This window comes from Adlercreutzia sp. ZJ154, assembly GCF_011039055.1.
In the GTDB taxonomy this organism is placed as follows: domain Bacteria; phylum Actinomycetota; class Coriobacteriia; order Coriobacteriales; family Eggerthellaceae; genus Adlercreutzia_A.
In genome coordinates, this window is the sequence record NZ_JAAKEF010000007.1 from 66273 (window position 1) to 91156 (window position 24884).

At 48.0% G+C, this 24884-nt stretch carries 18 protein-coding genes and 1 tRNA gene; 1 reads left to right on the forward strand and 18 read right to left on the reverse strand.

Annotation, left to right across the window (positions count from 1 at the left end):
• Nucleotides 1-22: 22 nt before the first annotated feature.
• From rsmH to G7Y37_RS04625, 11 genes are all read right to left on the reverse strand, one after another.
• Nucleotides 23-979: a 16S rRNA (cytosine(1402)-N(4))-methyltransferase RsmH gene (rsmH, locus tag G7Y37_RS04575; protein ID WP_165062292.1), complete on the reverse strand. Its 957-nt coding sequence runs from the start codon at nucleotides 977-979 to the stop codon at nucleotides 23-25.
• A gap of 39 nt (nucleotides 980-1018) precedes the next feature.
• Nucleotides 1019-1564, reverse strand: a complete 546-nt coding sequence (locus G7Y37_RS04580; RefSeq protein ID WP_165062293.1) for a division/cell wall cluster transcriptional repressor MraZ — start codon at nucleotides 1562-1564, stop codon at nucleotides 1019-1021.
• Nucleotides 1565-1833: 269 nt separating this feature from the next.
• A complete protein-coding gene (locus tag G7Y37_RS04585) occupies nucleotides 1834-3123 on the reverse strand; it encodes a Ni/Fe hydrogenase subunit alpha (protein WP_165062294.1) in 1290 nt (429 codons plus the stop codon).
• Nucleotides 3120-3884 (reverse strand): NADH:ubiquinone oxidoreductase, encoded by a 765-nt coding sequence (locus G7Y37_RS04590; RefSeq protein WP_241156007.1) that lies wholly within the window; start codon nucleotides 3882-3884, stop codon nucleotides 3120-3122. The genes G7Y37_RS04585 and G7Y37_RS04590 overlap by 4 nt, the downstream gene beginning before the upstream one ends.
• Before the next feature lie 32 nt (nucleotides 3885-3916).
• Nucleotides 3917-4819, reverse strand: coding sequence for an FAD/NAD(P)-binding protein (locus G7Y37_RS04595; RefSeq protein ID WP_165062295.1), 903 nt, complete (start codon nucleotides 4817-4819; stop codon nucleotides 3917-3919).
• Entirely contained in the window at nucleotides 4809-5843 is a 1035-nt protein-coding gene (locus G7Y37_RS04600; protein ID WP_165062296.1) for a 4Fe-4S dicluster domain-containing protein, read from the reverse strand. Before G7Y37_RS04600 ends, G7Y37_RS04595 begins: the two co-directional genes overlap by 11 nt.
• A 151-nt stretch (nucleotides 5844-5994) precedes the next feature.
• Complete coding sequence (gene ndk, locus G7Y37_RS04605) at nucleotides 5995-6399, reverse strand: nucleoside-diphosphate kinase (protein ID WP_165062297.1); 405 nt, start codon at nucleotides 6397-6399, stop codon at nucleotides 5995-5997.
• A gap of 17 nt (nucleotides 6400-6416) precedes the next feature.
• Entirely contained in the window at nucleotides 6417-7757 is a 1341-nt protein-coding gene (locus G7Y37_RS04610; protein WP_165062298.1) for a tetratricopeptide repeat protein, read from the reverse strand.
• A gap of 31 nt (nucleotides 7758-7788) precedes the next feature.
• The gene (locus tag G7Y37_RS04615; RefSeq protein WP_165062299.1) at nucleotides 7789-8307 is read right to left on the reverse strand and encodes a peptidylprolyl isomerase; all 519 of its coding nucleotides are present in this window, start codon (nucleotides 8305-8307) and stop codon (nucleotides 7789-7791) included.
• 175 nt (nucleotides 8308-8482) lie between these two features.
• The gene (locus G7Y37_RS04620; RefSeq protein ID WP_165062300.1) at nucleotides 8483-8878 is read right to left on the reverse strand and encodes a GtrA family protein; all 396 of its coding nucleotides are present in this window, start codon (nucleotides 8876-8878) and stop codon (nucleotides 8483-8485) included.
• Between the two features lie 118 nt (nucleotides 8879-8996).
• Nucleotides 8997-9072 (reverse strand) — tRNA-Arg (locus G7Y37_RS04625).
• A 76-nt stretch (nucleotides 9073-9148) separates the two neighbouring features.
• On the opposite strand from G7Y37_RS04625, the gene rlmD reads away from it, so the two are divergent.
• Complete coding sequence (gene rlmD, locus G7Y37_RS04630) at nucleotides 9149-10471, forward strand: 23S rRNA (uracil(1939)-C(5))-methyltransferase RlmD (RefSeq protein WP_165062301.1); 1323 nt, start codon at nucleotides 9149-9151, stop codon at nucleotides 10469-10471.
• Between the two features lie 62 nt (nucleotides 10472-10533).
• Here rlmD and G7Y37_RS04635 read toward each other — a convergent pair whose 3' ends face one another.
• The 7 genes from G7Y37_RS04635 to G7Y37_RS04665 form a co-directional block, all read right to left on the reverse strand.
• On the reverse strand, nucleotides 10534-17280 hold the full coding sequence (locus G7Y37_RS04635; protein ID WP_165062302.1) for a hypothetical protein: 6747 nt from the start codon (nucleotides 17278-17280) through the stop codon (nucleotides 10534-10536).
• 33 nt (nucleotides 17281-17313) lie between these two features.
• The gene (locus G7Y37_RS04640) at nucleotides 17314-18051 is read right to left on the reverse strand and encodes a hypothetical protein (RefSeq protein ID WP_165062303.1); all 738 of its coding nucleotides are present in this window, start codon (nucleotides 18049-18051) and stop codon (nucleotides 17314-17316) included.
• Between the two features lie 57 nt (nucleotides 18052-18108).
• Nucleotides 18109-18792, reverse strand: coding sequence for a hypothetical protein (locus tag G7Y37_RS04645; protein ID WP_165062304.1), 684 nt, complete (start codon nucleotides 18790-18792; stop codon nucleotides 18109-18111).
• Between the two features lie 74 nt (nucleotides 18793-18866).
• Nucleotides 18867-19499 carry a hypothetical protein gene (locus tag G7Y37_RS04650; RefSeq protein WP_165062305.1) on the reverse strand — a complete coding sequence of 211 codons (633 nt, stop codon included), beginning with the start codon at nucleotides 19497-19499 and terminating at the stop codon, nucleotides 18867-18869.
• Nucleotides 19500-19547: 48 nt separating this feature from the next.
• The gene (locus tag G7Y37_RS04655; RefSeq protein ID WP_165062306.1) at nucleotides 19548-21926 is read right to left on the reverse strand and encodes an InlB B-repeat-containing protein; all 2379 of its coding nucleotides are present in this window, start codon (nucleotides 21924-21926) and stop codon (nucleotides 19548-19550) included.
• A 136-nt stretch (nucleotides 21927-22062) separates the two neighbouring features.
• A complete protein-coding gene (locus G7Y37_RS04660; RefSeq protein WP_165062307.1) occupies nucleotides 22063-23715 on the reverse strand; it encodes a hypothetical protein in 1653 nt (550 codons plus the stop codon).
• Nucleotides 23716-23814: 99 nt separating this feature from the next.
• The coding region (locus G7Y37_RS04665) for a leucine-rich repeat domain-containing protein (protein WP_206214097.1) at nucleotides 23815-24884 on the reverse strand (1070 nt) is incomplete at its 5' end.

Genomic DNA, 24884 nt, shown 5'->3' on the forward strand with positions numbered 1-24884 from the left:
CTTCTCACCTCATCGTGCAGCCTTAAAGCTTCTGAGCCACTCGCAACTTAGCGCTACGAGCCCGCGGATTCCGATCCACCTCAGCCGCATCAGGTAGAACGGGCTTACGTGTAAGTACTTTCAATATCGGCTTACGTCCACATGCGCACACCGGGAAATCGGGCGGGCACGTGCAACGATTTTCAAAAGATGCAAATGTTTCTTTTACTATCCGGTCTTCCAAAGAGTGGTAACTTATAACAGCTATACGTCCACCCGGGTTTAGCCATCTAATAGCCGCATCAAGTCCGCTGCGCAGTACCTCTAATTCGGAATTCACATGAATGCGTATTGCCTGAAATGTTCGTTTTGCCGGATGACCGCCGTGGCGGCGTTCTGCTGCCGGTATAGCGGCCTTGATAATATCAACCAATTGGTCGCTAGTTCTTATGGGCACCTCAGCCCTAGATTTCACAATGAATTCAGCGATGCGGCTAGCCCACCTCTCGTCCGAGTTAGTGCGTATGATCCGAGCGAGGTCTGCTGCGTTATAAGTGTTAATGACCTCTTGTGCGGTTAAAGTTTGATTACTCGGATCCATTCGCATATCGAGTGGTGCGCCTTCCTTATAAGAGAAGCCGCGTGATGGCGTGTCCAGCTGTACCGATGAGACACCTAAATCGAACAATACCGAATCGATACCGACGATGGGTATTCCCATCAGAAGTTCATCCATGTTGCCGAAATTGCCCGCTAGCACCTCTATATGCGGCTTTACATCAGCGGGAAGTTTAGAGAGCTTTTGCTTTGCCTCTTCCCGTGCCACCGCATCTTGATCGATGCCTATTAGTAAACCTTCACGCCCAAGTTTGGCAGCCACCAACATAGCATGACCCGCAAACCCAAGCGTTGCATCTAGATGCACGCACCCCGGCTGACAAGCCAGAGCGTCTATACATTCGGCAGATAGAACCGGAATATGCCGATATTCGCTTGTCATAGTGCCTTGAGAGTGCAGCGTAGTCTGCTTATGCAGACATTACCGCGCTACCCTCAACTCGAGATCATCGGCTAAAGCCGATTCCTTCCAATCGCTATCTTTCTTCTTGTCGCTTTCGTAGAAAGCTCCCAAATCGATGTCGTCCATTGTCTTATCGTAGGTGCTTGCATCCCAAATTTCGAAATGCCCAGTGTTGCCAACTACAACCACTTCACGCTCTATTGAGCAAGCCTCGCGAAGTTCCGGCTTAAGCATTATGCGACCCGATGAATCAATTTCCACTTCATCAGCACGCGACTTCAATTTGCTGCGCATAAGCACATGGCGACGATCTGATGCGTTGTAACCACCAAAACGATCGATAAAAAGTTGTTCAACCCATTCGTTGAATGTATCAGGAGTAAACACGTAAAGGCATTCATCCTGAAGTTCACGAGAAACGATTAGCTCGCTCGGGAGAACCTTGCGGAATTTCGCGGGGAGAGCCATACGACCTTTGGCGTCAACCTTAAAGCGAAACTCACCAAACAGATCGACCAGGAGGGGTCGATCAGCGAGTTTCTCTTCTGTGACGGCTTTTGCCATTCAGCGTAACCCCATTCTGCATTTATGTGATGTTTTGATTCGATTGATACTGCGTTTCAAAACCCCACAAGGCTTCCGTGAATGAAATCTTATGACACTTTGCCCCACTTTGCAACATTTTTATGCATTTTCGGACCACTTTATGAGCTAAATGTCCCACTATGCACACAAAACGAAAACCCGTTCGATATAACTACCGAACGGGTGTTTTATAAAATTTATTATCTTGAATTGAACGATAAAGCAGCAGCGGCACCTGCCTTATAGCGCTAATGCACAGAGCAGCTTAGACAAGGATCGTATGCACGAACTAATTTCTCAATTTCTAGTTGTATGTCGTCAGGTGCTTTGCCTTCTTCAACGAGCAAAGTGGCAAGAAGGCGCATATCCGCTTCAAGGTTGGCAATATTTTGCGAAGTAGGAGTAATTATGTTGGCACTAACTATGCGCCCTTCATTGTCTATCTCAAGTTCGTGGAAAAGCGCTCCGCGAGGGGCTTCCGTAAATCCAACACCGCGACCAGCACGAACCTGAAATTCAACAGGCGTGCTTGTTCCCTCAAATTCATCTTTTGCTAAAGCACGACAAATAGAACTGCAGCGAATAAGCGCGTCCACAATCTCTACCGCCTGAGCCACATTATTGGCAAACGGATTATACTCAGGCGGACGCAGCCCTGCCTTAGCTGCCGCAAAGCGCGCAGGCTCGGTAAGCGCATCCCAAGATGAATTGACACGCGCAAGCGCCGACGCAAAATAAGGACGCTTGTTCTCGCGCATCACAGCCAAAAATGCCGCAGAATGATCTAGTGCATACTCTTCTATATAGTCATTTATATTCTGACAATCAAAGCTAATGCCCGCACGCACAAATTGCACTTTATCGGAACCGACAATGGGGTATTCCCCGGGATTCACCATAGCCAGCATATCACCTTCGGTTTCAAAACTAGAAACCGAAAAGTCGTTAAACAAATCTACTGCCTGCAGAGCAAAATCGAGCATTGAGTCCATCTTGTCTGCCAGCTCTATATACTCTGCCGGGGAAAGTTCGTTCGTAAATCCTCCTACTACTGCAGTTATAGGATGAATAGAGCGACCGCCAACCTTATTACATAGTTCGTTTCCCAGACCTTTCAAGGCAAGCGCGCCTTCAAAAATTTGCGGACTAGCGTCGGCAAGAGGAAAAACGCTCTTATGCCCCAAAAAGTCGGGCGCGGCAAACACGAATAAATGCGTTGCATGATTCTGCAAAAAGCTGCCGTAAATTAGCAACTGGCGAATGGCTCGCGTGCGCGGCGTTACCTCTACTCCAAAAATGCGCTCTATGGCAAGAATGTCAGTTACAGTATGACTAGCTGAACAAATGCCGCAAACACGCGAAGAGATATAGGGCACTTCTTCAAAGTATCTGCCGCGTACCATGCCTTCAAACATGCGAGCAGGCTCCGTAACAGCAAATTCGCAACGCTCTACTTTGCCATCTGCTATCTCTAAATGTATGTCACCGTGGCCCTCTATACGAGCTACATGGTCAACTTCAATGCGAGTCTTAGTCATAGCGCAATCCTAGGGTCATCTTGGTTAAACATTGCAAGTGCATCGTTAAAACGTTTTAGCGGCACACCGCTGTGCTGCACAACAACACGAGCAGCATCCAAATTAGCATCCGGCGATAATCCCGCACAGCCATTGCATGGTCTGCCCAAATTCGGGCACCGCGCGCCACAACCCTGCTTAGTTATCATTCCCATACATAGAATTCCGCGCCCGTAAAAACAACCGCGCTCGTTGCGTTTACATTCACCGCACATTGTTGAAGTGCGACTGTATTCATTACTGCCATACAGAGCCTTCTGCAAAACATGGACAAAAGCGTAAGGATCTATTGGGCAGCAAGGCACTTCGTAGTCTACTTTTATTACATCATGCACAGCCTGAGGCTTACATGCAATATCAGACACTATAGCCGGTGTATTGTCGCCGTATACGTCGTTTATGCGATCCTGCCATTCTGGCGCAGCCATGCCGGGAATACCCGCGGTGGCTGCGCAAGCTCCTATGGTTATAACAACTTTCGCACGTTCACGCACGCTAGCTAAAGTTTCAAGCGCTTCTTTTGTAGTAGCTGCACCTTCTATGACAGCCACATCAAATTCATCAGGCATAGTATCGCTGGAAGTTAATTGCCAATAGCGCACATCAATCTGACCAAGCACTTCCATAAGATGCGATTCTATATTGGTTATGTTTATCTGACAGCCAAAGCAACTAGCCAGCCCTATAACCACAACTCGCGGTATGTTTGTTGTTTCGCTCAAATCTACCTCACGCTCAACGAAGTGGTGCCTTATTACATACTGTCTTGTATATTTTTAGCTTCCCAGTAATTAAATACAGGTCCATCTATGCAACAGTATTGATGCCCAACTTGGCAATGTCCGCATTTTCCCATGCCGCATTTCATATGGCGTTCGAAGCTCATATAAATACGATCGTAAGGTATGCCTTTCTTTCGCATCTCTTCCACGACGAATCTGTACATAACCGGAGGTCCACATACGGCGCCAAATGTATTATCAGGATCTACCTGCAGGTGCGAAAACGGAGCAGTAACAAGCCCCACTTCGCCATCCCACGTATCGTCCGGATTATCCACAGTCAGGTATAAATCGAAGTCTTTGCGATGTCGCCACATTTCGAACTGATCGCGAAACATAACTTCACTTGGATTTTTGGAACCATAGATAATGGTAACGTTTCCAAAATCGCTACGTTCGTCGTGAATGTTATTAATAAGCGAACGCAGCGGCGCTATGCCCAAACCGCCAGCTACAAGCAACACGTCGTGCCCGCGCATATCGTCAAATGGGAACGGACGACCATACGGACCTCTAAGACCAACAATGTCGCCGCATTGCATCTGATGCAGGCGCGTCGTAAATTCACCCATACGGCGCACGCACAATTCAATAAAGCCACCCTTAGACGGCGAACTAGATATAGAAATAGGCGCCTCGCCCACTCCAAAAATGCTGACCTCAACAAATTGACCGGGCTCGTGGTGAAAAGCCGCACGAATGCGCTCGTCTATTAGGCGAAATTCAAAAAGCTTCTCGTTTTCCGTAAGGGGAGTTATAGATGTTATACGCGCTTCCCACGGACGATAGGGGTTCTCGAACATCATCTGAGCGCCATCCATTGCAACAACGTCGTGAGCAAGCGGTCCTACATGTACGCTAGTACTACTCGGCATCTTCAGCCCCCTTTCGCTCGAAGAATTCAAGTACCTTTATTGGCGAAATATCGGTCTTGCATGCGTGAACACACCGACCACATCCCACACACAAATAGCGTCCATACTTTGAATTGAAGCCATTTAGTTTGTGATACATTCTGTGGCGCACCCTCTCGCGCGTGCCGGAGCGGAAATTATGCCCGCCTGTTACAAGCGCAAACTGCGGAGACGTGCACGCATCCCACACACGTTCGCGCCGCCCGGTCTGCGCATTAGGATCTAACACGTCGCAGATATCGAAGCAGTAGCAAGTGGGGCACACGCTGGCGCATGCAGTGCAATTAAGGCATCTGCTTCCCAGCTCTTCCCAAAAATCGTCAGAATGGAAAGCATCCATTAGCATGGGAATTTCCTGTACGCTGGGAATGTCCGGGTTAAACGCCTGCTGGCGACGGCGCGTATATTCACGGAAAGCCCGCCTGTCAGCATCGGTAGCTTCGCGCGGATTGCAGGCAGCCTCTAAAATGTTAGCGCCTTCTACACTTCCGATAGATACCAAGTAGCGCCCACCTATATCAGCCAAAAACAGATCGTAGCCGCTGCGCACTTCGCCAGAATCTAGCAGATGGCAAAAACATGAATCGCTGGGAATACAGCCTATACCAACTATCATGGTTGCGCGTCTGTGAGCCTCATAATAAGGATCGGGATAGCGCTTATCGTCGAACACCAAATCTAGGTTGTTCATAGCGTTAATATCGCATGCATGAGCACCGAATAGCACGCGCGGGCGCACCTGCAACACGTAGTCGGTTACGCCATCTTCCATGTCGTATTCAAAAAGAGTTTCACGCGGGGGTAACAAATACTTTTTAAGCGATGTAAGAGTGGTTGGATAGTCCAGCACTATCTCATCAAACGAATGCACCGTCTCAAACGCAAAACTCTTCCCGCTACGCACAGGCGCTATCACTTCGTAGTCGCGCATGAACGCTTCAACCAAGGCAGGTAGTTCATTCGCATCGATGACTCTGTAAAGCATAGAGCCCTTTCCACGTTTTTTATAAGTACTCCCATATTAAATGAGTATGCGGCTTACTAGCAAACCACATCGCCGAAAGGTCATATGCTACACAACAAAAAGGCGGCACCTAAGCACCGCCCTGCACATTTGGAAAAATATGTCTGTTGAATTAATTAAAGAAAATCTTTATTTCGCGCTCGGCGGATTCAACAGAATCGCTGCCGTGTATAACATTTTCGTCCATGATAAGACCGAAATCGCCGCGAATTGTCCCGGGAGCCGCCTCTGCCGGGTTTGTAGCGCCCATAAGGCTGCGGCACTTCGCCACAGCACCTGCGCCAGATATAACCATTTTCACCACAGGACCAGACGTGATGTAGCTAATAAGCCCATCGTAGAAAGGTTTGCCCTCGTGCTCGGCGTAGTTTGCCTTAGCTTGCTCCATCGTAACCATGCCAAGTTCCATGCGCTCTATCTTCAAACCCGCGCGCTCAAAACGGTTCACAATTTCACCAATATGACCGTTGTGCACGCCATCGGGTTTTATCATCGAATAAGTTTTCTCTTCTGCCATGTTTTCCTCCTGCTAAATTAACTATTCTGACTTGGGAAGTAGAGTTCTATCCCAGATATTTTCCAGCCGACAAAATCGCGTACCATATCTATCTTGTATGTAATTTTGCCGCCCTGATCGGTAGTTGCTGTGGCATACACAGTAGATTCGCTCATAGAACGATTTACCCCGTCTATAGAAACATTGGGGTCTTGCACTACGGGAGCCACTATAGAGTTAACGTTTGCTTCGCTAAGCGAATCGGCAAACAAGTTATTCTTGGCTTCGTCAGGGTTATTGAATAGCTGCTCTGCAACCGCTTGTTGAGTGGGGAAGCCAAAACCTTGCGTAAACGCAAAAACGGCAGCGCCCAACAGTAAAACTACAACAACAATAACAGCTATCAGAATTTTGAGCCCTACATTGCGACGCTTGCGATCCTTTTTCGCTAAACCGCGGGACCACTGCTCCAATTCATCGTCGGTAGCTTTGAAGAATCGGTCCTCATCTTCATCATCGTAGGCATCGATGAAACCGGGCATTTGCATATCTTCATCGCTATAGCCTTCATCATAGAAGAACGGATCGCCACCATCATCAAAATAGTGGCTCTCTACGCTAACATCGAGCCCCGACGTGTCTACCGCTGCAGCATCTGCCCCAGCGCGCGATAAAGTGGCAACGCATCGCTGATAATCGACCGCAGCAGAATCGGACAAAACATAATTAGGATCGCTTGTGGCTTTATTGAACGCCTCAACAGCTTCAGCCGCATACCCGGCAGCTGCATACGCCTGACCCATGCTGGAATTTAAACGATTGCGCGTATCTTGCGACATGTCAAAATCGAACGCGCTTTGATAAGACGCTATCGCATCTTCCGGGCGGTCGAGCGACATAAAGCACACGCCCAAGTTCAGCAACGCCTTCGCCGGATCGGGATTTTCCTCGTCTAATGCAGCCTCGCGGAAAGACATTCCCGCCTCGGCGCTGCGCCCCAGTTTCAATTGGGCGTTACCCATGCCCATATACGCCTTGTAAGGCGATTCATACGTTGGGTCAGCTACCGCCTTCTCAAAATGCACGACCGCATTTTCATAGTCGCGCAGAGAAGCGTATGCCATGCCTATGTTGTTATTCAGAGCGCCTTTCGCCTGATAAGAACTATCGCTTGCTGCCTGAACGTATGCCTTAATAGCTTCAGTAGGGTTCTTCAACTTCACCAAACAATTGCCTATATGATGATAGATAAGACCCAACTCGCCTAGCTGAAAAGGCACACTGTTATCTTTTAGGCACGCTGTATACTTACGCAGCGCACCGCGATAGTCGCCTGAGTCGTATAACAGGCTAGCTTGTTTGAACAGACTATTGTTCACTGATTATCTCCGATTTCGAAGATCGCGACATCTAAGCCTCGTTCTCTATACGGACAGATTCGATAACATCCCCAACACGCAGCTTACCGATAACGTCCATACCATCAATGGTTTGACCAAAAACAGTGTAGCCATCATCTAAAAACGGCTGATCGCCCAAGCAGAAATAGAACTGGCTTCCAGCCGAGTTCGGATTCTGGCTGCGAGCCATAGCCAAAGTGCCATCTAAGTGTTGGTTGTTCGGATTAGTCGTAAATTCTTCGTGAATTGAATAGCCCGGACCACCGGTGCCAAACGGACCATTGCCTGCAATAACATCTTCCGCGCTGGCATCGCGAGTATTCGGATCGCCGCCTTGAATTACAAAACCCGGAACATAGCGATGGAATTTAATGCCATCGTAGAAGCCTTTACCAGCCAGTTCTACAAAATTTCCTACATGTATTGGCGCATCGTTACCATGCAGCTGAACACGGATAGTGCCCTTAGAAGTTTCTAATACCGCAACCTCTTTACCATTCGGTTTGTATTCTGGCGTGTATAAAGACATTGAAAACTCGCTTTCCGCATAGTATTAGTATTTAGTCATAATCGTTAGTGATTCTATCACACATAGCGCATACTGAACGAATAACAAGTGCTTAGATTGAATTTGTTTCAGGTTAATTGCAGCAAAAGTATGCCAAATACTTGTTTTGCCTCCTGATATTCACCAGCCTGCAAGCTTATTGCTGATTTCCCGCATCCAGAAAAATTTTACGAGTTACGAAATTGTAAACAGTAACAAATGCCGTGGCGATTATCTTACTAATTAGATACGTTACGCCCAAAAGACCAGTAAATACCCACATGAGCAGGTCGTTTAGCCCTAAGCCTATAACCGATAGCACAATGAAGATAATAAATTCGCGCCGGCGGCTCATGTCTTCTTTATGGGTAAACACATAGCGCATAGATGCCAAATAATTAAATATGACCGACACCGTAAATGAAATAGTAGCGCTTATCAGGTAGTTTATTCCGAAAACCTCGGTCAGAAAAACCATAACGCCATAGTCGATCAGGAAAGCTATTCCACCGACTACTCCAAATTTGGCGAATTGTGCAATTAAATTTTTCATAATCTCCATTCCGAAAATACATACAGATTATATTTTACTTTTTGAGAATTATTATTTACTAACAGAGAAGCTGCGTGTTTTTAAGCGTTTCGGCGCGCAGTTTATGGCGAAGTAAAACTGGTGCCCTTGACAGGAGTCGAACCTGCGACACCTTGCTCCGGAGGCAAGTGCTCTATCCACTGAGCTACAAGGGCACTGAAGGCAATTATACGCTATCGATATGCGTGCGTGTATGATAGGCAAACAACAGATAATTTCTAGGAGTACGCTTTGAGCACAACTGTAACTATAGAGCGCATGGGATACGGAGCAGCAGCCATTGGACATATGGAAAACGGGAAAACCGTTTTTGTGGAAGGTGGCGCACCCGAAGATGTGTGCGAAATACGAATAACCGACGAAAAGCCATCTTTTGCTGTGGCTGAGCTGGTCAACATAGTGAAGCCATCCAGCTTACGCGCAAAGCTTGACCCGAAATATACAGTGTCAGGATGCATTCCTGGCGCACCGTGGGCGCACTTGGAATACAGCGCGCAGCTGCATGCCAAAAGATGCAACCTTGTAGAAGCGCTAGTGCGCGTAGGTAAACTTGACAGGCAATATGTTGAAAAGACGGTTAGCGAATGCGTGCCTAGCAAGCGCGAATGGGGATATCGCAACAAAATAGAGCTTTCCGCATTCACGAACGAAGCAGGCAAATTTACGCTGGGAATGCATGAAGCGGGAAGCCAAGATATAGTGGATGTGCCGCGCACTCCCCTAGCAAACCGTTTTTTGGAAGGCGCGCCAAAATCGCTTACAGGAGCTATTCGCTTTTTGCAAGGGGCAGACGATTTGGGAATATACCGCGTAGGTGTTCGCGCAAGCCTGCGCACAAAAAGCACCGAAATAGCCCTGTGGACTGCGCCTGCGGCATTTCCGCGCACCGCTGTAGCCAAAACGCTGCAAGATGCTCTGCGCGCTACATCGGTTGTGCGCGTTGTGGCAGAGCCCGGAGCTGCACGCAAGGTGAAAAAGGTGGAAACACTGGAAGGCGCCGGATTTTGGAAAGAAGAACTTGCCGGCACCAGTTTTGCCATTTCGGCACCTTCATTTTTTCAAGTTAATACCGCTCAAGCCGAAAAATTAGTAGAGCTGGTTATGGCGGAGCTGAACTTGGAAGGCGACGAGCTGGTAGCAGATTTATATTCTGGAGCGGGAACCTTTAGCTTGCCAATAGCGCAAACAGGTGCCGATGTAGTTGCTATAGAACTTGAGGGGTCGTCTGTACGCGATCTTCGCCGCAACGCGCAATACAACAATTGCGATATAGAAATTATCGGTGACGATGTGGCGCGCGCATTACCCGAAATTGGGGTAGTAGATGCCGCTGTGGTTGATCCGCCTAGAAGCGGTCTTTCTAAAGAAGTTATAGCCGCTATAGCAAATGCAGCACCGAAGCGATTAGCTTATGTAAGTTGCGACCCGCAAACATTTGCGCGCGATACCGCCGCATTGCACAGGCGCGGCTTCACGCTAGAGACAGCCACTCCGGTAGACATGTTTCCGCAAACATACCACCAAGAAACAGTGGGTATATTTAAGGCAAGTTAGAGTAAAAGAGCGCGCAGCATACGCGCAGAACAAATGCCCTGCGCGTATTCTTTTCGCAAATCTTATAAACTGCGCCTTACTGGTGCTGCTTTTCTACGACCAGCATTGCGACCGTTCGACAGTATGGCTACACCAAGCGCACCGCAAGCTATTGCAGAAAGCAACAGCAGCGCAGGCGCATTCAAATCGCCCGTTTGCGCCAAACTTTGCAGCGTTTTCACAGTTCTTGTAGCCGGATTGTATCCACCAACAATGCCCTTAGCCTTAAAGCTAACAACCAACGTATGATCGGCCTTCACATCTGTGAATGTATATGATGCAGGCGCGCCAACAGATGCGCCATCCACCACAACATCGGCAACTGTGTAATTGCTACTTTCTGGCATGAACGAGAATGTCAGGCTTGCACCATCAGCAATTTCTACCATACCTGAAGGCGCAACATTGCCATGAGCTCCATTAACGCTAGCCGTAATGTGGTGCTTAACAATTGGCGGCGTATTTGGATTGTCCGTAGGGTTGGTAGCCTTCGTGTATCTTGTAGAAAGCAAACTGCTCTTAGTTGCTTGCGGAATGGTAATTTCAGTTACACCGTTTTTGGTAGTCGCATACTTCATCACACTGTTAGATGCACGCCCGCCATTAGCAACACCAGCCTTATCGCTTCCCGCCACAGCGCCCAGCGTGCGGCTTGCGCGCACTTCATATTTCACATTAGTGTCAACACTTAAGTTGTCGTCAAGCCATGCATCCTCAAGCTGATATCCTGCGGCTGGCTTTACAACATAAACCGCGCTGCGACCCTTAGTAACCCAATTCGGCGGCTCAACGCTACCAAGCGAATCGTCGTTCGTACCGGTGCTGTATTCCACGCGCAGCACCTGAGTGTAACTATCGCCAGACTTTTCCACGCCAAACAACTCATCGCTCTCGTCGGGATGATAATGCCCATCAGGTCCAAGCGGAATTACATTTACCCATGTGCCCACAGAACTAGTTATTACCTGTACAGGCTGCCCAGCCTTAGCATTTTCAGAAGTGGAGCTGTCTTTGAACGCACCATTGCTCTTAGCGACATTTGTGTCGTGCAGATTCGCGCCGTTTTGTATTTCGCCGACATAATTCTGTACGTTTTTATAATTGTCTGTCGGGAACAACACTTTCGACGACGCATCCACAATAGCCGGATTATCTGGATTCGTGTAAACCTGCGTGCAATCTTGTGCCACGCCATACAACTTGTCAGCTGTCATGGCATGATAGTTTCCGTCGGGTCCAAGCACAACAGGCATAGCATCTTTGTCGTCGTTACCAACTTTATTACCCAAATCGTCAATGTATTCAGGCGCCGCATCAATAGCCACAGGAATATATACCGTCTCGCCCGCTTCGTTCTTGCTAACCTTGAACTTCACATTGGTTGAGGTGCCGTCAGCTGAATTGCCGGGCACTATACTGCCCACAGGCTCGGTGCCATCAGCCACCGGATATACTGCAATTTTTCCATCGGTAACCGCCGCTGGATAATCAGGGTTAGCCACAATTTGCTGACCGTATGTAGGACTTTTGCTATTGCCATCCACACCATAAACTGGGCGCGAAGTGTCGGTCTGTACATTTTTATCGGTGCCAGCAGGAAGCTTCGCAGGCTTGCCGCTACCAACTTTGTTATAAGTACCGTCTTCCTGTTTCTCATAAACTACATTACCGCTGTCATCTAGCACATTACCATTTTTGTCAGTGGCAACCGGTACATACTTTATATCGCCTTCGCCATCATCTTCTGCGACAAATGCACTGTTACTATTTTCACCTGTTGCCGCATTTGTACCGCTAATAATGTCTCCCGGTTTATCGTTTGCGCTGGCATTCGGCAGAACAGCAATATTTTCGCCGCCTTCGCCGGGCACAACCGCCGCCGGGTTATCGGGGTTTGGAACAACCTGTTCACCGGTTTCGCCATTTACACCATATTCTGGGTTGTTAGTGCTTGTCTGAATGCTGCCACTAGGTCCCGCAGGTAGCGTACTCGGCGTGCCTCCACTTGTACCCGCAGCGGGTTTATACCCTACAGTATTGCCGCCACCATCGGTTACAGGCGTGTAAACAACATTGCCATTGCCGTCTAGCACGTTTCCATCACTGTCGGTGACAGCTGGTACATAATAGCCCGGCTTATCGGGGGTTTCTACCATTGGAATAGCGTTGCCATCTTTGTCTTTGCCAACAACTATGCCATTTTCATCAGCTGGAAGCTGCGGAATGAATGCCTGATTACTATTGCCTATCGCCGCTGGATTATCTGGGTTCGGAAGAACCTGCTCACCCTTGTTGTTGACACCATAATTCGGATCAGACGTATCAGTATGCACCTTATTGCCATCGCCCACAGGCAGCGTTGCAATCTCGGGCAACTTACCAGTAGTAGAGTCTGGCTTGCGCACATCCTCATAGCCGGTAATGTTTCCGCCAGCATCCTTTACAGGCTTCAATGCCACGTTGCCATTGGTATCCAACACATTTCCATCTTTGTCGGTAATGGTCGGATAATAATTGCCGCCTTCCGTTTTTTGAATGACAGGAATTTGACTGCCATCTTTGCTTTCAGCCACCGTTACGGTAGTGCCGTCATCAAGTTTTTTGGAAGTGTCGGTCTGCGGAATGAACGCTTTGTTGTCAGAGTCTACCGGCGTAGGTTTTACAGGGTTTACAACCTCTTGTTCGCCCGTTTCGCTATTCACGCCGTAATTGGGGTTGGTCGGGTCGGTTTGCACGTTACCGTTTGTATCGGTTGGAAGTTTTGCGGGCGCGCCATCGCCAACTTTATCGTATGTGCCATCGGGCTGTTTCTCGTAAACAACATTGCCATTGTTATCCAAAACATTGCCGTCTTCATCGGTGGAAACTGGTACATACTTTATGCCACCTTCGCCGTCATCTTCAACTATGAAAGCACCACCGCTGTCTTCACCTGTAGCTGCATTTGTGCCACCAACAACATCCCCCGGTTTGTCATCTGTGCCCTTATCGGGCTTTACAGCAATGTTCGCACCACCCGCGCCGGGCACAACCGCCGCCGGGTTATCGGGGTTAGGCACAACCTGTTCACCGGTTTCGCCATTTACACCATAGTTCGGGTCTTTTGTGTCGGTTTGCACGTTGCCGTTTTCATCAGTCGGCAACTTCGCAGGATCATCATCTGCCGTGCCCATCTTCTTATATGTGCCATCTGGCTGCTTCTCGTAAATTACGTTGCCGCTACCATCAACTACATTGCCGTCTTTATCGGTAACTACCGGCACATATTTCACACCACCGTTGCCATCATCTTCCACCAAGAAAGCACCGCTAGCATCTTCACCTGTTGCGGCATTCTTGCCACCCACAACACCGCCCGGTTTATCGTCTGGCGCAGTATTTGGAATTACTGCAATGTTTTCACCATTTGAACCGGGCACAACCGCCGCCGGATTATCGGGATTTGAAACCTCTTGTTCGCCTTTGTCGTTCACGCCGTAATTCGGATCGGTTGTGTCGGTGACAACATCACCATCGCCATTAGTTGGCAGCTTTTCGCCGGTTTCTTTATCAACGGGGTTGCCGTTATCGTCAGTGGGAACTGTTTCACCAGTAATGGGATCTTTCAAGCCGGGCTTGCCAGTCTCAGGGTCGGTCGTTTCCTCTAGCGGATTGCCACCAGTACCAGTAGGTGTACCATTTGCGCTCTTCACATTGGCTACCACGTAACAATCTGCCATAAGCACAGGTACGTTAAGCGAAACCGCACCGGTATTGCTTGTTGTAGTTTCTGCAGCAGCACCATTTATGGTAACGCCATATACCTTATACCCAGAAGCCGGGGTTATCGTAAGCTTTGTTGGAGCGCCACCATCGCCACCTTTGACAGTTACATAACCGTCAGAAGACGCTGGGGTAAACGTAGCTGTAGGGCTGCCCGTGCCATCTGTAGGCGTGCCGGTTATGTTCATATAAATGTTGTGATACTGCGACTCACCCGGCGTAACCGGTTTCGCATTAAATGTAACCTGCGCATTAATGTCAGAGGCTACATTGTTGAATGTATACGTAACGCTACCATCGGCATTTTCAGTGGTTGTTGTAGGCAAAGCCCCGCTAATTCCTGCCACCGTATAGCCACTACTAGGGTAGGCAGTTATGCTAGCCTGCTTGCCGGCTTCCACAGTTTGCGCCGCCGAAACACGACCGCCTACGCCCGCCGTAGCAGATACTGTATACGTCTGCACGGTAGAGCCCGACGAGCCTGCTTTCTTTTCAAAAGCTACATGTATAGTTTGACTAGACGCATCGCTACCTGCACCAAATGTGTAGGCGCCCTGCACATCGCCCTTATAAAGCGCATCAGAATCTACATTTAGCGGATCCGCAAGAAGCGTTGCGCCATTTACCTTAACGTAAGCAATTACGTAACCCGAATTAGCGTAGAAGTTGAATTTTTTACCCTCGTCAACATAGAGCGACACATTACCGTCAGGACTAATGGTGCCGCCAGCGCCACTGCTTGCAACTATCATGCGCTGCTGGCGCTCGGGCTTTACGACCGACGTAAACGTAACCGCCACCGATGTGTTTTTGGCAATGCTTCCCAGATTGGCTGCATAAGTGTTGCCAGCCGAACCAGTTTGCGTAAGCGCACAAGCCGTGCCATCTACAAGCACACCATCACTTTGTAGCGTATAGCCAGCATTAGGCTTCAATGTAAGCGTTACATTTGTGCCCGACTTTACATGCGATAAGTCGGCAACATTCGCACTAACCGTGCCCAAACCGCCCACAACATTAACACCAACGCTAAAGTATTCAGTGACCGGTTGCAGCTGGAAAGTAACCTCAACCTTGTAAGTTTTTACAGCAGCATTAAATGGAATTGCCAACGTACCAACGTTGCCATTCATGGTAAGCACGCAATCGGCTGTAGCATTTTCCTCTTCGCCGCTTTGCAGCACACGAATAACCTTAACGCCGCCGTCGGCTATAGCATAGCCCGCATTGGGTGTAATTGTGGCATAGCCCTTGCCAACGCCTGCGCCACCGCTGTCTTTATCAATACTTGCAGGCGCAGAAATAGTGCCACCCGCTGCAGGAATTGCTGTAGTCTGAATAGTATTTATAACTTTTGTAGGAGCCTGACCTTCAGCAAATGTAACAGTCAATTGACTATTGCCTTTAAGCGTAATATTCCACGGTCCGGTTGGATCAGTTTCGCAAAGGTCGGTACGGCTAGCTTCGCTGCCGTCGGCGTTTTTCACAACTAGCACAGCCGATTCCACGCTTGCCCCTTCAGCATCGGCATTAACTGTTGCAGCTACTGTTACCTTCGTGTCTTCCTCGTATTTGCCATCTTGTGGCACAGCCGTATTGCCCTCGGCATCGGTGTAAGTTACAGAAATGCTGCCGGGACCACTGGCTGAAGATTCAAACGTGTACCACTTTTTCTCGGGAGGACGCAGCGCAAGCGTTGCAGTAAGCACCAAATCGGTTACGCTGCCCGTGGCTTTGAAACTGCATATGCCGGTGGAGGCGTTATATTCCACCACGGGAATATCTGATGCGCCGCCAATGCCAGCACCCTCGCCCTCCTTCGGCACAAGTTTGACCGACTGCACATCGTATTCTGCATTATCGCGAATAAGGGTGAAGGTAACGCTGTCACCCTGCTTTACAACTTTACTGTCTACGTTGAAGTGAGCAATATTCGCAGGCTCGGTAGGTTCTATCGCAGTTTCTATCGTATAGCGAACTATGGGCACATACGCTATAGCGAAAGAGCCAGTTATGGTGGTATCAAACGTTACGGTAGGAACTGCATCCTCTGCTCCCGCCCCGCCAGAGCCACCTGCACTTGGGCGTGTAACGTTTACGGTCTTGTTCATGGTAGTGCCATCAGATGCCTTACCCACAACAACCACCGACGTAACATCTGGGTCAATTTCAGGCACGGGCACGCTAATACGAAGCTCGCCGTAATATGGCGTTTTGCTGGCGGTCAGCTGTATATCTTTCGTAATATAAGCTGCCATGGTTTTGTCTTCGTTTTGATAAAGCGCCTCAAGCGCCTCGCGCATATCTTCCCCAACGTTGCTTACAGATAAACTTGTACCGGGCGCTTTCATATATATAAGATTGCCCGCTACAGTTATTCCGGTTGCTTCGTCTGTAAGCGTTAGCGCGCCATACTCACTAGCGCTATCACTTACAAGCATATGAAATGTGGCACTGGCACTGGCATGCGTAACCAAATCTTGCGCCTCTACCTTTATAGAATAGTGACCGTCTATCAGATTATCGCGCCCGGCAATTAGCTGCGTGGCAGAAACCGCTATATTGTGCATCGAAAGAATTTCGCCAGATTCGCCCTGTATAGCACCCGGCGCATTCTCGTTCGTTACTTGTACATATTCAGAAGTTGCAGCGCCAGTATCATCGGCTGTGGCATAACTCCACGCGAAACCAAGACTGCCTTCTTCGCCACCAACATTGCCAGTAGCACTTGCCGTCAGCTTATATTGTTCAGCAAGCCCAGCAAGCTTTAGGTTGCTATTCGATGCAGCGTTAGCTCCCGCAGCATACGTAATTTCAGCCTGCATCTCTTGCGTGGTGGTTATGGTTGCCGTAGTTTGACCGCCGCTGTAGGCATTGTTCGACACTACACGCCCAGCTGTGTCGGCGGCATATGCAAGAGAAGCCACTGGATTGTAGGTTATAAGCAGGCATATGCTCAAAAGCACTGCCAACCCTTTGCCCATATGTCTTCTTATAACATGTCCCATTTTTACTCCCTTTACTAGTGTTACTAGCCTGCGCTATTCAAGCACGCTTATCGTTACCTTGGCGGCAGCTTGACCGCGCAATTCTTCCGTGTTCATGTCGTAGGCGTAAAACGTTGCCGTACACGGATAAGTACCAGCCGGTAAATCCACATCAAGCGTGTCGTTTTCGATGTGATGGTTCGGCTCGATAAAGTCGGTTGTATAAATTGTTTCCCCTGTATCATCGCGCATTATAGACACGCGCATTAAGTAATGATTATTTGGCACGTTTTCAATGCGCACCGCTCCTTCGCTTGAGCCATTGGGAAATTCAATGAAGCTAGCAATACTTATGTTGAACATGCCCTCTTCCACTATGCGGTCAAGTTCGGCTTGAATTTCCTCTTGGCTTTTGCCTGAAAGTTGACCAGCATCGCCCTGACGCGCACCCTTGCTGCTGCACATTACGAAAGTGAGCGCGCAAATTGCCACAATAGCTACTATTGCAACAACAATTGCAATCCAGAAAGCCTTGCCGCGGCTCGTGCCTTTCTTGTTGGGCTTGTTTGGTTTGGCGGATTGTGTAGGCTTGTTCGCCGCAGCAGCTTGGTTTGGTTCAGCGGGCGCACCCGGTACGCGCACACCCGATGCATACACATTAGATGTATGCGAAGTGTGCGCCCGAGAACCTACCGATGCGACATGTGCAGCATCCTTCGAGCCGTAACTGCGCACCTGACCGGTGTGAAGCGGGTTTTGTTGTTCAATATTGTTCCGGTCAGGTGTTGTCATAGTGTTTCCCTAATTCGTCGCTATCGGTGAATGAAAAGTCGAGTAGCCTTACGCAGCCTAAGAAGCAAGGGTGTATGCGGTGGCGTTACTCGGGTTGTAGCTAACTGTATATGTCACTTTAAAAAGCTCTACACGATCAGCATCAGTATTGTTAATCGCTTTTTTCAATGGACTGTTTTTTCCACTGAACTTGATTAATGCCTTAGTAGCAGTAGCAGTTCCATTCTTTTTAGTAAGCTTAAAGAAGTCCGCTGTGTCCGTTTTCTCGTTAAATTTCACTTCAGAAGTAGCCTTAACATTTACAGCAGTACTATCGCCACTGCCATCTGCTTTCGGATAAGACATATTTACACTAATGTCACCATAGGTTTTGTCGGAAACCAAAGACGAAGAAACCCCGTCGTCTGTAGTTTTGAATCCCCAACCAGCCTCATTAAAATTGGTAAATTTCATATTGGTTACATATAGGTCACCCGATTCGGAATTATTGGTAATACCGTAATCGCCAGGCGCCACTAATTTACCACCCGTTATTGGTGTGGAAAAATGAACCTCCAACGGAATGGTGCAATCTATTGCCGGAATGGAAGTTGAAATTTTTGCAGTCGTTTGAGCCCCGCCGTGGGATGCTTCTGTTTTCACATTAGTATCCGTTGCCGCTGCAAACGCCGGCAGTGCTGTCCCTATAGCCAGCGCGGCACTTAGTGCTACAGCACCAAATAACTTACTAGTCTTTTTCATGGCTTTTCCTCCTTTATTGTTCAAGCCATTTCCTCTTGATTATGTACAGCGGCTTCCCTTGCCGCCTAGTACCGTTAGTTCAATACGTTCAGCGTTACCTTGGCAGCCGCCTGCCCCACTTCTTCATAGGTGTTCTTATCTATGGCGCTAAACGTTGCTGTGGCAGGATATGTACCCGCGTCTAAATCGCGTGTAAGCGTGATGTTTTCTATGTATTGGTTTGGCTGAAGCACGCCCGACTCATACAGCACATCACCTGTGGAATCGTCAGTAATAGTTACCTGCATGTTGTAGGGGTTGCCGGGCACATTTTCTATGTAGGCAGTACCCGAGGCGGTACCGTCCTCAAATTCAATCACGCTGGCGATAGATATGTTGAACATTCCATCTTCAACAATACGGTCAAGCTCAGCCTGAATTTCCTCTTCAGTCTTGTAAGGTGCCTGACCTGTTTGAGCGTTGGGATCAAAAAGCGTGTTGCCGTTGCATGCAAACAGCCATACAAGCAGCCAGATAGCAAGCGCTACCACTACTAAACCCACTGCAATAATCACGGCGCGCTTTTTGCCTGCCGATTTAGCGGAAGTTGTCTGAGGGCGGGTAGCACTTGGTCTGTTTGGCGTTGGTTCTGCTGGCTTGCCCGGCACTTTCACACCCACACGACGATTTCCCTGATTGTTATTTATGTTGTTCTGATCGTTCGTCATCGGTTTCCTTTGATTGCTAGATTGCTTCACTAATTCACTGCGATGCTGTTACGCTATTACGCTTGCTGCGACGTTCTTATACAGCCAACTACCCTTATCGGGACCTGCGCCACTAGCATCAATATCGGCTGTCCAATATATGGTTGCTAGCACTCCCCAGTCTTTCGATTCAAGGGCAATACTTGTGTTATTGCCAAGATGGAGCATCAACTTGCCTTGCAGCGTGTTGTTAGGAGGCGTGCTTCCGATAGGCTTTGCACCTGCAGATTCGCCATTTACTAGGAACTGTTTGGCGTGTTCGTTATCAAGATTGCCATCCGATTTGGTAGGTATGTACTTAAATACTGTCTCGTTGCCCAATGCGTTTAGTTCAGTTGGATTTACACCAAGCGCACTTTGCAGGTCTGTATCCGTCATATCTAGGTGTGACGTTGCCGAAATTTCCACCGTGCGTGGTGTGCTTGACGTGAAAACGATAGGCTCTGGCGCCACTATGTCGTTTTCGCCATTTTTGAGCTCGAAACTACGTGTAGCAATGTCTGAGAGAGTAACTGTTACGTTATAGATTGGGGTCCACGCTGCATACAGGTTGATAACAGGTTGCGCACCAGCAGCATCACTGGAAAGCCCTAGCTTTGCGCCGACTTTTTCTGCCAGTTCAAGCACGCTTACACCAACTACAGCACCGCCATCGGCAGTAGTGTTTGCTACCTTATAGTTTTCATAAGTGGCATTCGTGGAAGCTGTTGCATCTAGCGCAGCATCACTTGGCACTTTGTCAACAGGCAATGCATACCACCCGCTTAGCTTATGCCCAGCAACTCCATTGTTTCCTACTTCACTTGACCCCGGCAGCATGACACTATCTGTCGATACCTTAGTCTCTGCAGTTTTCACCGTGTCGGTTCCGGTTGTATAGCGGAAATAATTAATGGTGTATTGAATAGGTGTCGTAGTTACAACAATTTCGTGTACACCCGTAATACTGCTGAGAGCAAGTGTATTGTTAGCCACACTGGAAGTAACATCGCTACCATTATCGGTAACACTTGTAACTTCATAGCCAGCTTTCACGTTCCAGCTAACTGTTGTGCTTGCCTCGTAGCGGCAATTGCCAGTGCCACCTGCGATGATAGTGGCTCCGCCACCTTCAACCGTAGCTGCCACCTGATAGGTATTACGATTGTATTTAACCTCTACTGCAGAGCTGCCATCGCCTTTAATGGTGGTATCGCCTGACTGCGCAGTCTTAGTAAACCCGGTATATCCCTTATCGAGCGCACCAATAGAGGTATCAGTAGTACCAGTGAGGGTTTCTGTTTCAGCTAAGGTGTATCCATCATCAGCAACATTTTGCTTGTAGTGATTAACGACATAGCGCGTATCGCTTCGTGGTGTCCATTTCGCAAATAGAGTTGTATCGCTAGCGATATCCCACGCTATATCCCCAATACCGTCGCTCTTATAATAGCGTGTACCGCCGCCATTCGATTCAGTGAAGTATCCTTCAAAATCGTAGCCAGCTTTATTAGGTACGCTTACTTTTGGTAATGAAGCATCGTATGTTGCTATCACCGTATTGCTCTCCGGCGTGCCACCTTGATTATCTAAGGTCACGGTGAAGCTATTCGCTTTCCACTGAGCGACATAGTGAACAGGAGTGCTGTCTACCAACACCGGCAGTGTCGTATTCGAATAAACATCGTCGGTAGCGACATCGCGCCATCCCACAAAGGTGTATCCCTCGCGATTTACAACACCGGGTGCTTGAATGCGATCGTAACCGGTTATCTCTGTCTCAGTACTAAAAACATCCGATGTACCATTTATGGTAGTTTCATCTGATGTCCACGTTCCACCGGCAGGATCCCATACGTTCTCAACCAAAATCCCATCAGGCAAACCGGCACCATATGAATTCCACACACGCACACCAAGAGCCGTGCTACCAACTCCATTAACATCTATGCCGGTACCGGCGAAATCTGAATGATCGGTAGCTCCATTTGTTATTTTAATGCCTAAAGCAGTGCTTCCAACTCCACTAGCATCTATTCCAGTGCCAGCAAAATTAGAGTTGCCGGCTGCACTATTGGTGATGTTGATGCCCAATGCTGTGCTACCTACACCACTTGCATCTATGCCTGTACCGGTAAAGCCTTGATCGGCACCATCAGCACTATTTGTAACGTTGATACCCAATGCGGTACTGCCCATACCACTTGCATCGACACCAACACCGATAAAGTCGCCTTCAGAGCGAGTCTCGGTCACATTGACGCCCAGCTGTGTAGACATAACAACATCGGCATATGCCGCATTACATTGCAAAGCAGCAAGACCCAAGGAGCCCGCGAGCAGCAATATGAATGCTCGAAACGCCCACATGGACCGCATTCTTTTATCTTGCATATCTTTGATTAACATACCTGCCGTACTCCTTGGACCAATGACAAGTTTATGGAAGCAGTGAGCGCAGTCACTGTTGCAAAGCATTCCGATTGCATAACCTTGAACTTCCGCTCAGCATGCTTCCATCAGTAATATGAATTAATGTTTGTTTTTAAATGCAGAACAAAGGAAGATGTGCGGACCATGTAGCATCAGCATTGGCATCCCACACATTGTTGTATTTGTCGTGATTCTTATTCATATAATAGAAACTGATTTCCGAAGCTACGTCACGTAACCAGAAACTCTTGCCACCACGACATAATTCCCCAAAATACCGCATACCCGCATAATAAAAATTGTTATCCGTTACACGATAATTACGTAGTTCAGGGTCAGAAATATCAAATAGCTTATCCACTGTTTCGCAATACGATAATGATACTTCATCGCCATTCCGGGTAATTTCCGAAATTGATTTCTTGTAAACCGGTTTTATTATATTTATAGTGTCTGTTGTAAGAGTCGCAAGACCATAAGCCGAACTTGTATTTATTGTTTTTCTTGCATAACTTTCTTTCCAGCCACCAGCAGAAGTCGCTGACCCATTCATTTTGCCAGAAGATGAAATAAGTACATCGCCGCTATAGTTAGCCCAAAAAGTTAATCCTGCACGTTCTTGTTGCTTTGGTTCTGTTGTTTCTGTTGTTTCTGGTATAGGAATTGGTGTGGCTAATTTATCGTGATTTATGCCAACAAGATAGCAATCAACATCTTGATTACGAAGAAACATCTTACAATCATAAGCACGAGTATTTTGCAGGTATCCAATGTAACGATCGTAATAACTAGATGTACTCGTCCATTCAGATTGCTCACTTTTTTCTGTTGGTTTATTGGCTTTCTGCGCTATATCGTTAGACTGTGCTTCAATCTGATCAGCTATATAGTATGTATCATCCACCAAATCATGCAGCCATATTCCGCTAGCCGAGAATGTGTATTTTACAGTAGCAAGAGGATAAAAAGTGGCTCCCTCAGCAGTAGCTAAGTCGGGATTAATTTCAGCATTAACTCCTGCAACGGTAGTCGAGTTAGTTAAATTAAGCCTGTATGTTAAATCAATTTTTTTACCACTCTCAGCGAAAAAATAATTCTTTGGGAATTCAGCTTCACCTTTGCCCTTTCCAAAAGCGCTTGCTGTTTTCGTGGAATTAAATCCAAAATCTACATTCTGTTCTGTCTTACCAGTCTGGTAAAGGCTAAACACATTCATTTTAGAAAGGTCGCCAGATTTAGCGCGAAGAACAGGAATGGCTTCAGTCGGAGTTGGAGTCTCTCCACCAGACGGGTCAGTAGGTTCTTCACCGGATGGATTAGTTGGAGTTTCTCCGCCAGATGGGTCAGTAGGTTCTTCGCCGGATGGATTAGTTGGAGTCTCTCCACCAGACGGGTCAGTTGTTCCTCCTCCAGTCGTACCACCTTCAGTCGTGCCGCCAGTAGTATTTTCGGTACTCTCGATCTTAGATACATGCACACCAAAGCGCCCGTTATTTTCAAAATATGTTGGCGCCGTGACATTTGACACGGGGTTTGAGATATCGTATCCCGTGGAGCCGCCAAATGTAACGAACAGCGGCGCGGTTATGTTAAATTGCGGATTCGCAGTAGATTCCTCCGGAAAATTCGGTTCGCTCAACACTTCACCATCAACGGCTTCTGCTGTCTCTGCCGTAACCGACAATGCCAGCGGGCACATCGTCAACACGAGCGCCACTGAAGCGAATCCTGAAATGATTCGATTCGGTAAACTTTGTATCTTCATTTCCTTCTTCCTTTACTGATCGAGGCACACGTATGCCAAGCTCTCTGTCCCTAGCTTCTAAAAATCTATGTGTTCCGGATTACCCGGATAAGTAGGAATTTATGGCGCAATAAGCACGATTGTCCGTTGTTCTGCGGCACCATCTGCCCGCGCCTGCTCTATATCCATAGCTATGCTTATCTTGAATCGTATGCTGCCATCGCCAATTGCTGTGATCGTCCCGGCATTAGCATCTATACTGAAGTACCTTGCTGAATAGGTACATATTGGATACGCAAGACCTGTAGCGTGTAAATAACCACCATTATCAAAAAGGCTAACCGTCTCTCCGACTTTCATACTGATTGAATCTTGACCAAGTCTTACGCCAAAAGGACGCAAAACATTACCCGAGATAGGTAATCCAAGTTTCCAAGAATACGAACCTGATTCGCTGTACGGAGCGTATACCTGCACATAAGTAGCGTCACTAAGTACTGTTGGCGCAATAGTCGCTGTACCCGTGCGGTCTACAATGTTGGTATCGTGAATCCCGGATAGTGCTTGATCGTCTAATTGTTGTAAATCAAACGGAAGCACGAAAGTTGTAAGACCCGTATCGGCAAATGCGCGGGCAGATATTGTTTGCGTAGTTTCTGCCAGATTTGCCGTTTTTAGATTGCTGCATCCTTCAAATGCGCTCTCGCCAATTGTTAATACGCTGTCTGGAGTTTCTACTGTAACAACATTAGTAGCACCCTTAAAGCCTTCAGGGGCAATAGCGGCAACTTTGTATTCCGCACCACCCACTGTGCCAATTTCAGGAATTACCAACTCGGCAGGAGCCAAAGTGGGGTCACCCGCCCAGCCTACTGCTAGCGTGTAGTCGTCTTGCAAGGTAAATATAAAGCCGCTTTCGTTTTCTTCAGGGCTTTCAACTTGACCCGGTGTTGCTGGGTCAGCAAAGTTGCAAAACCCTACCGCTTCCCAAGCAGCTTTAGCAGCATCGTGTTCATCTGCAGAAACACGCAGGGCAACAGTAGCGCTTTTTACAACAGCAGGCGCAAACGCTGGGTATATATCGTAGGTGCCTTCAATCTGGCTGGAAACTCCAGCTTCAATGGCTTTAACTTTTCCATCTGAAACGATGGTTGCCAAGCTTTCGTTTCCCCAGAAAGCACCTTCTGCAA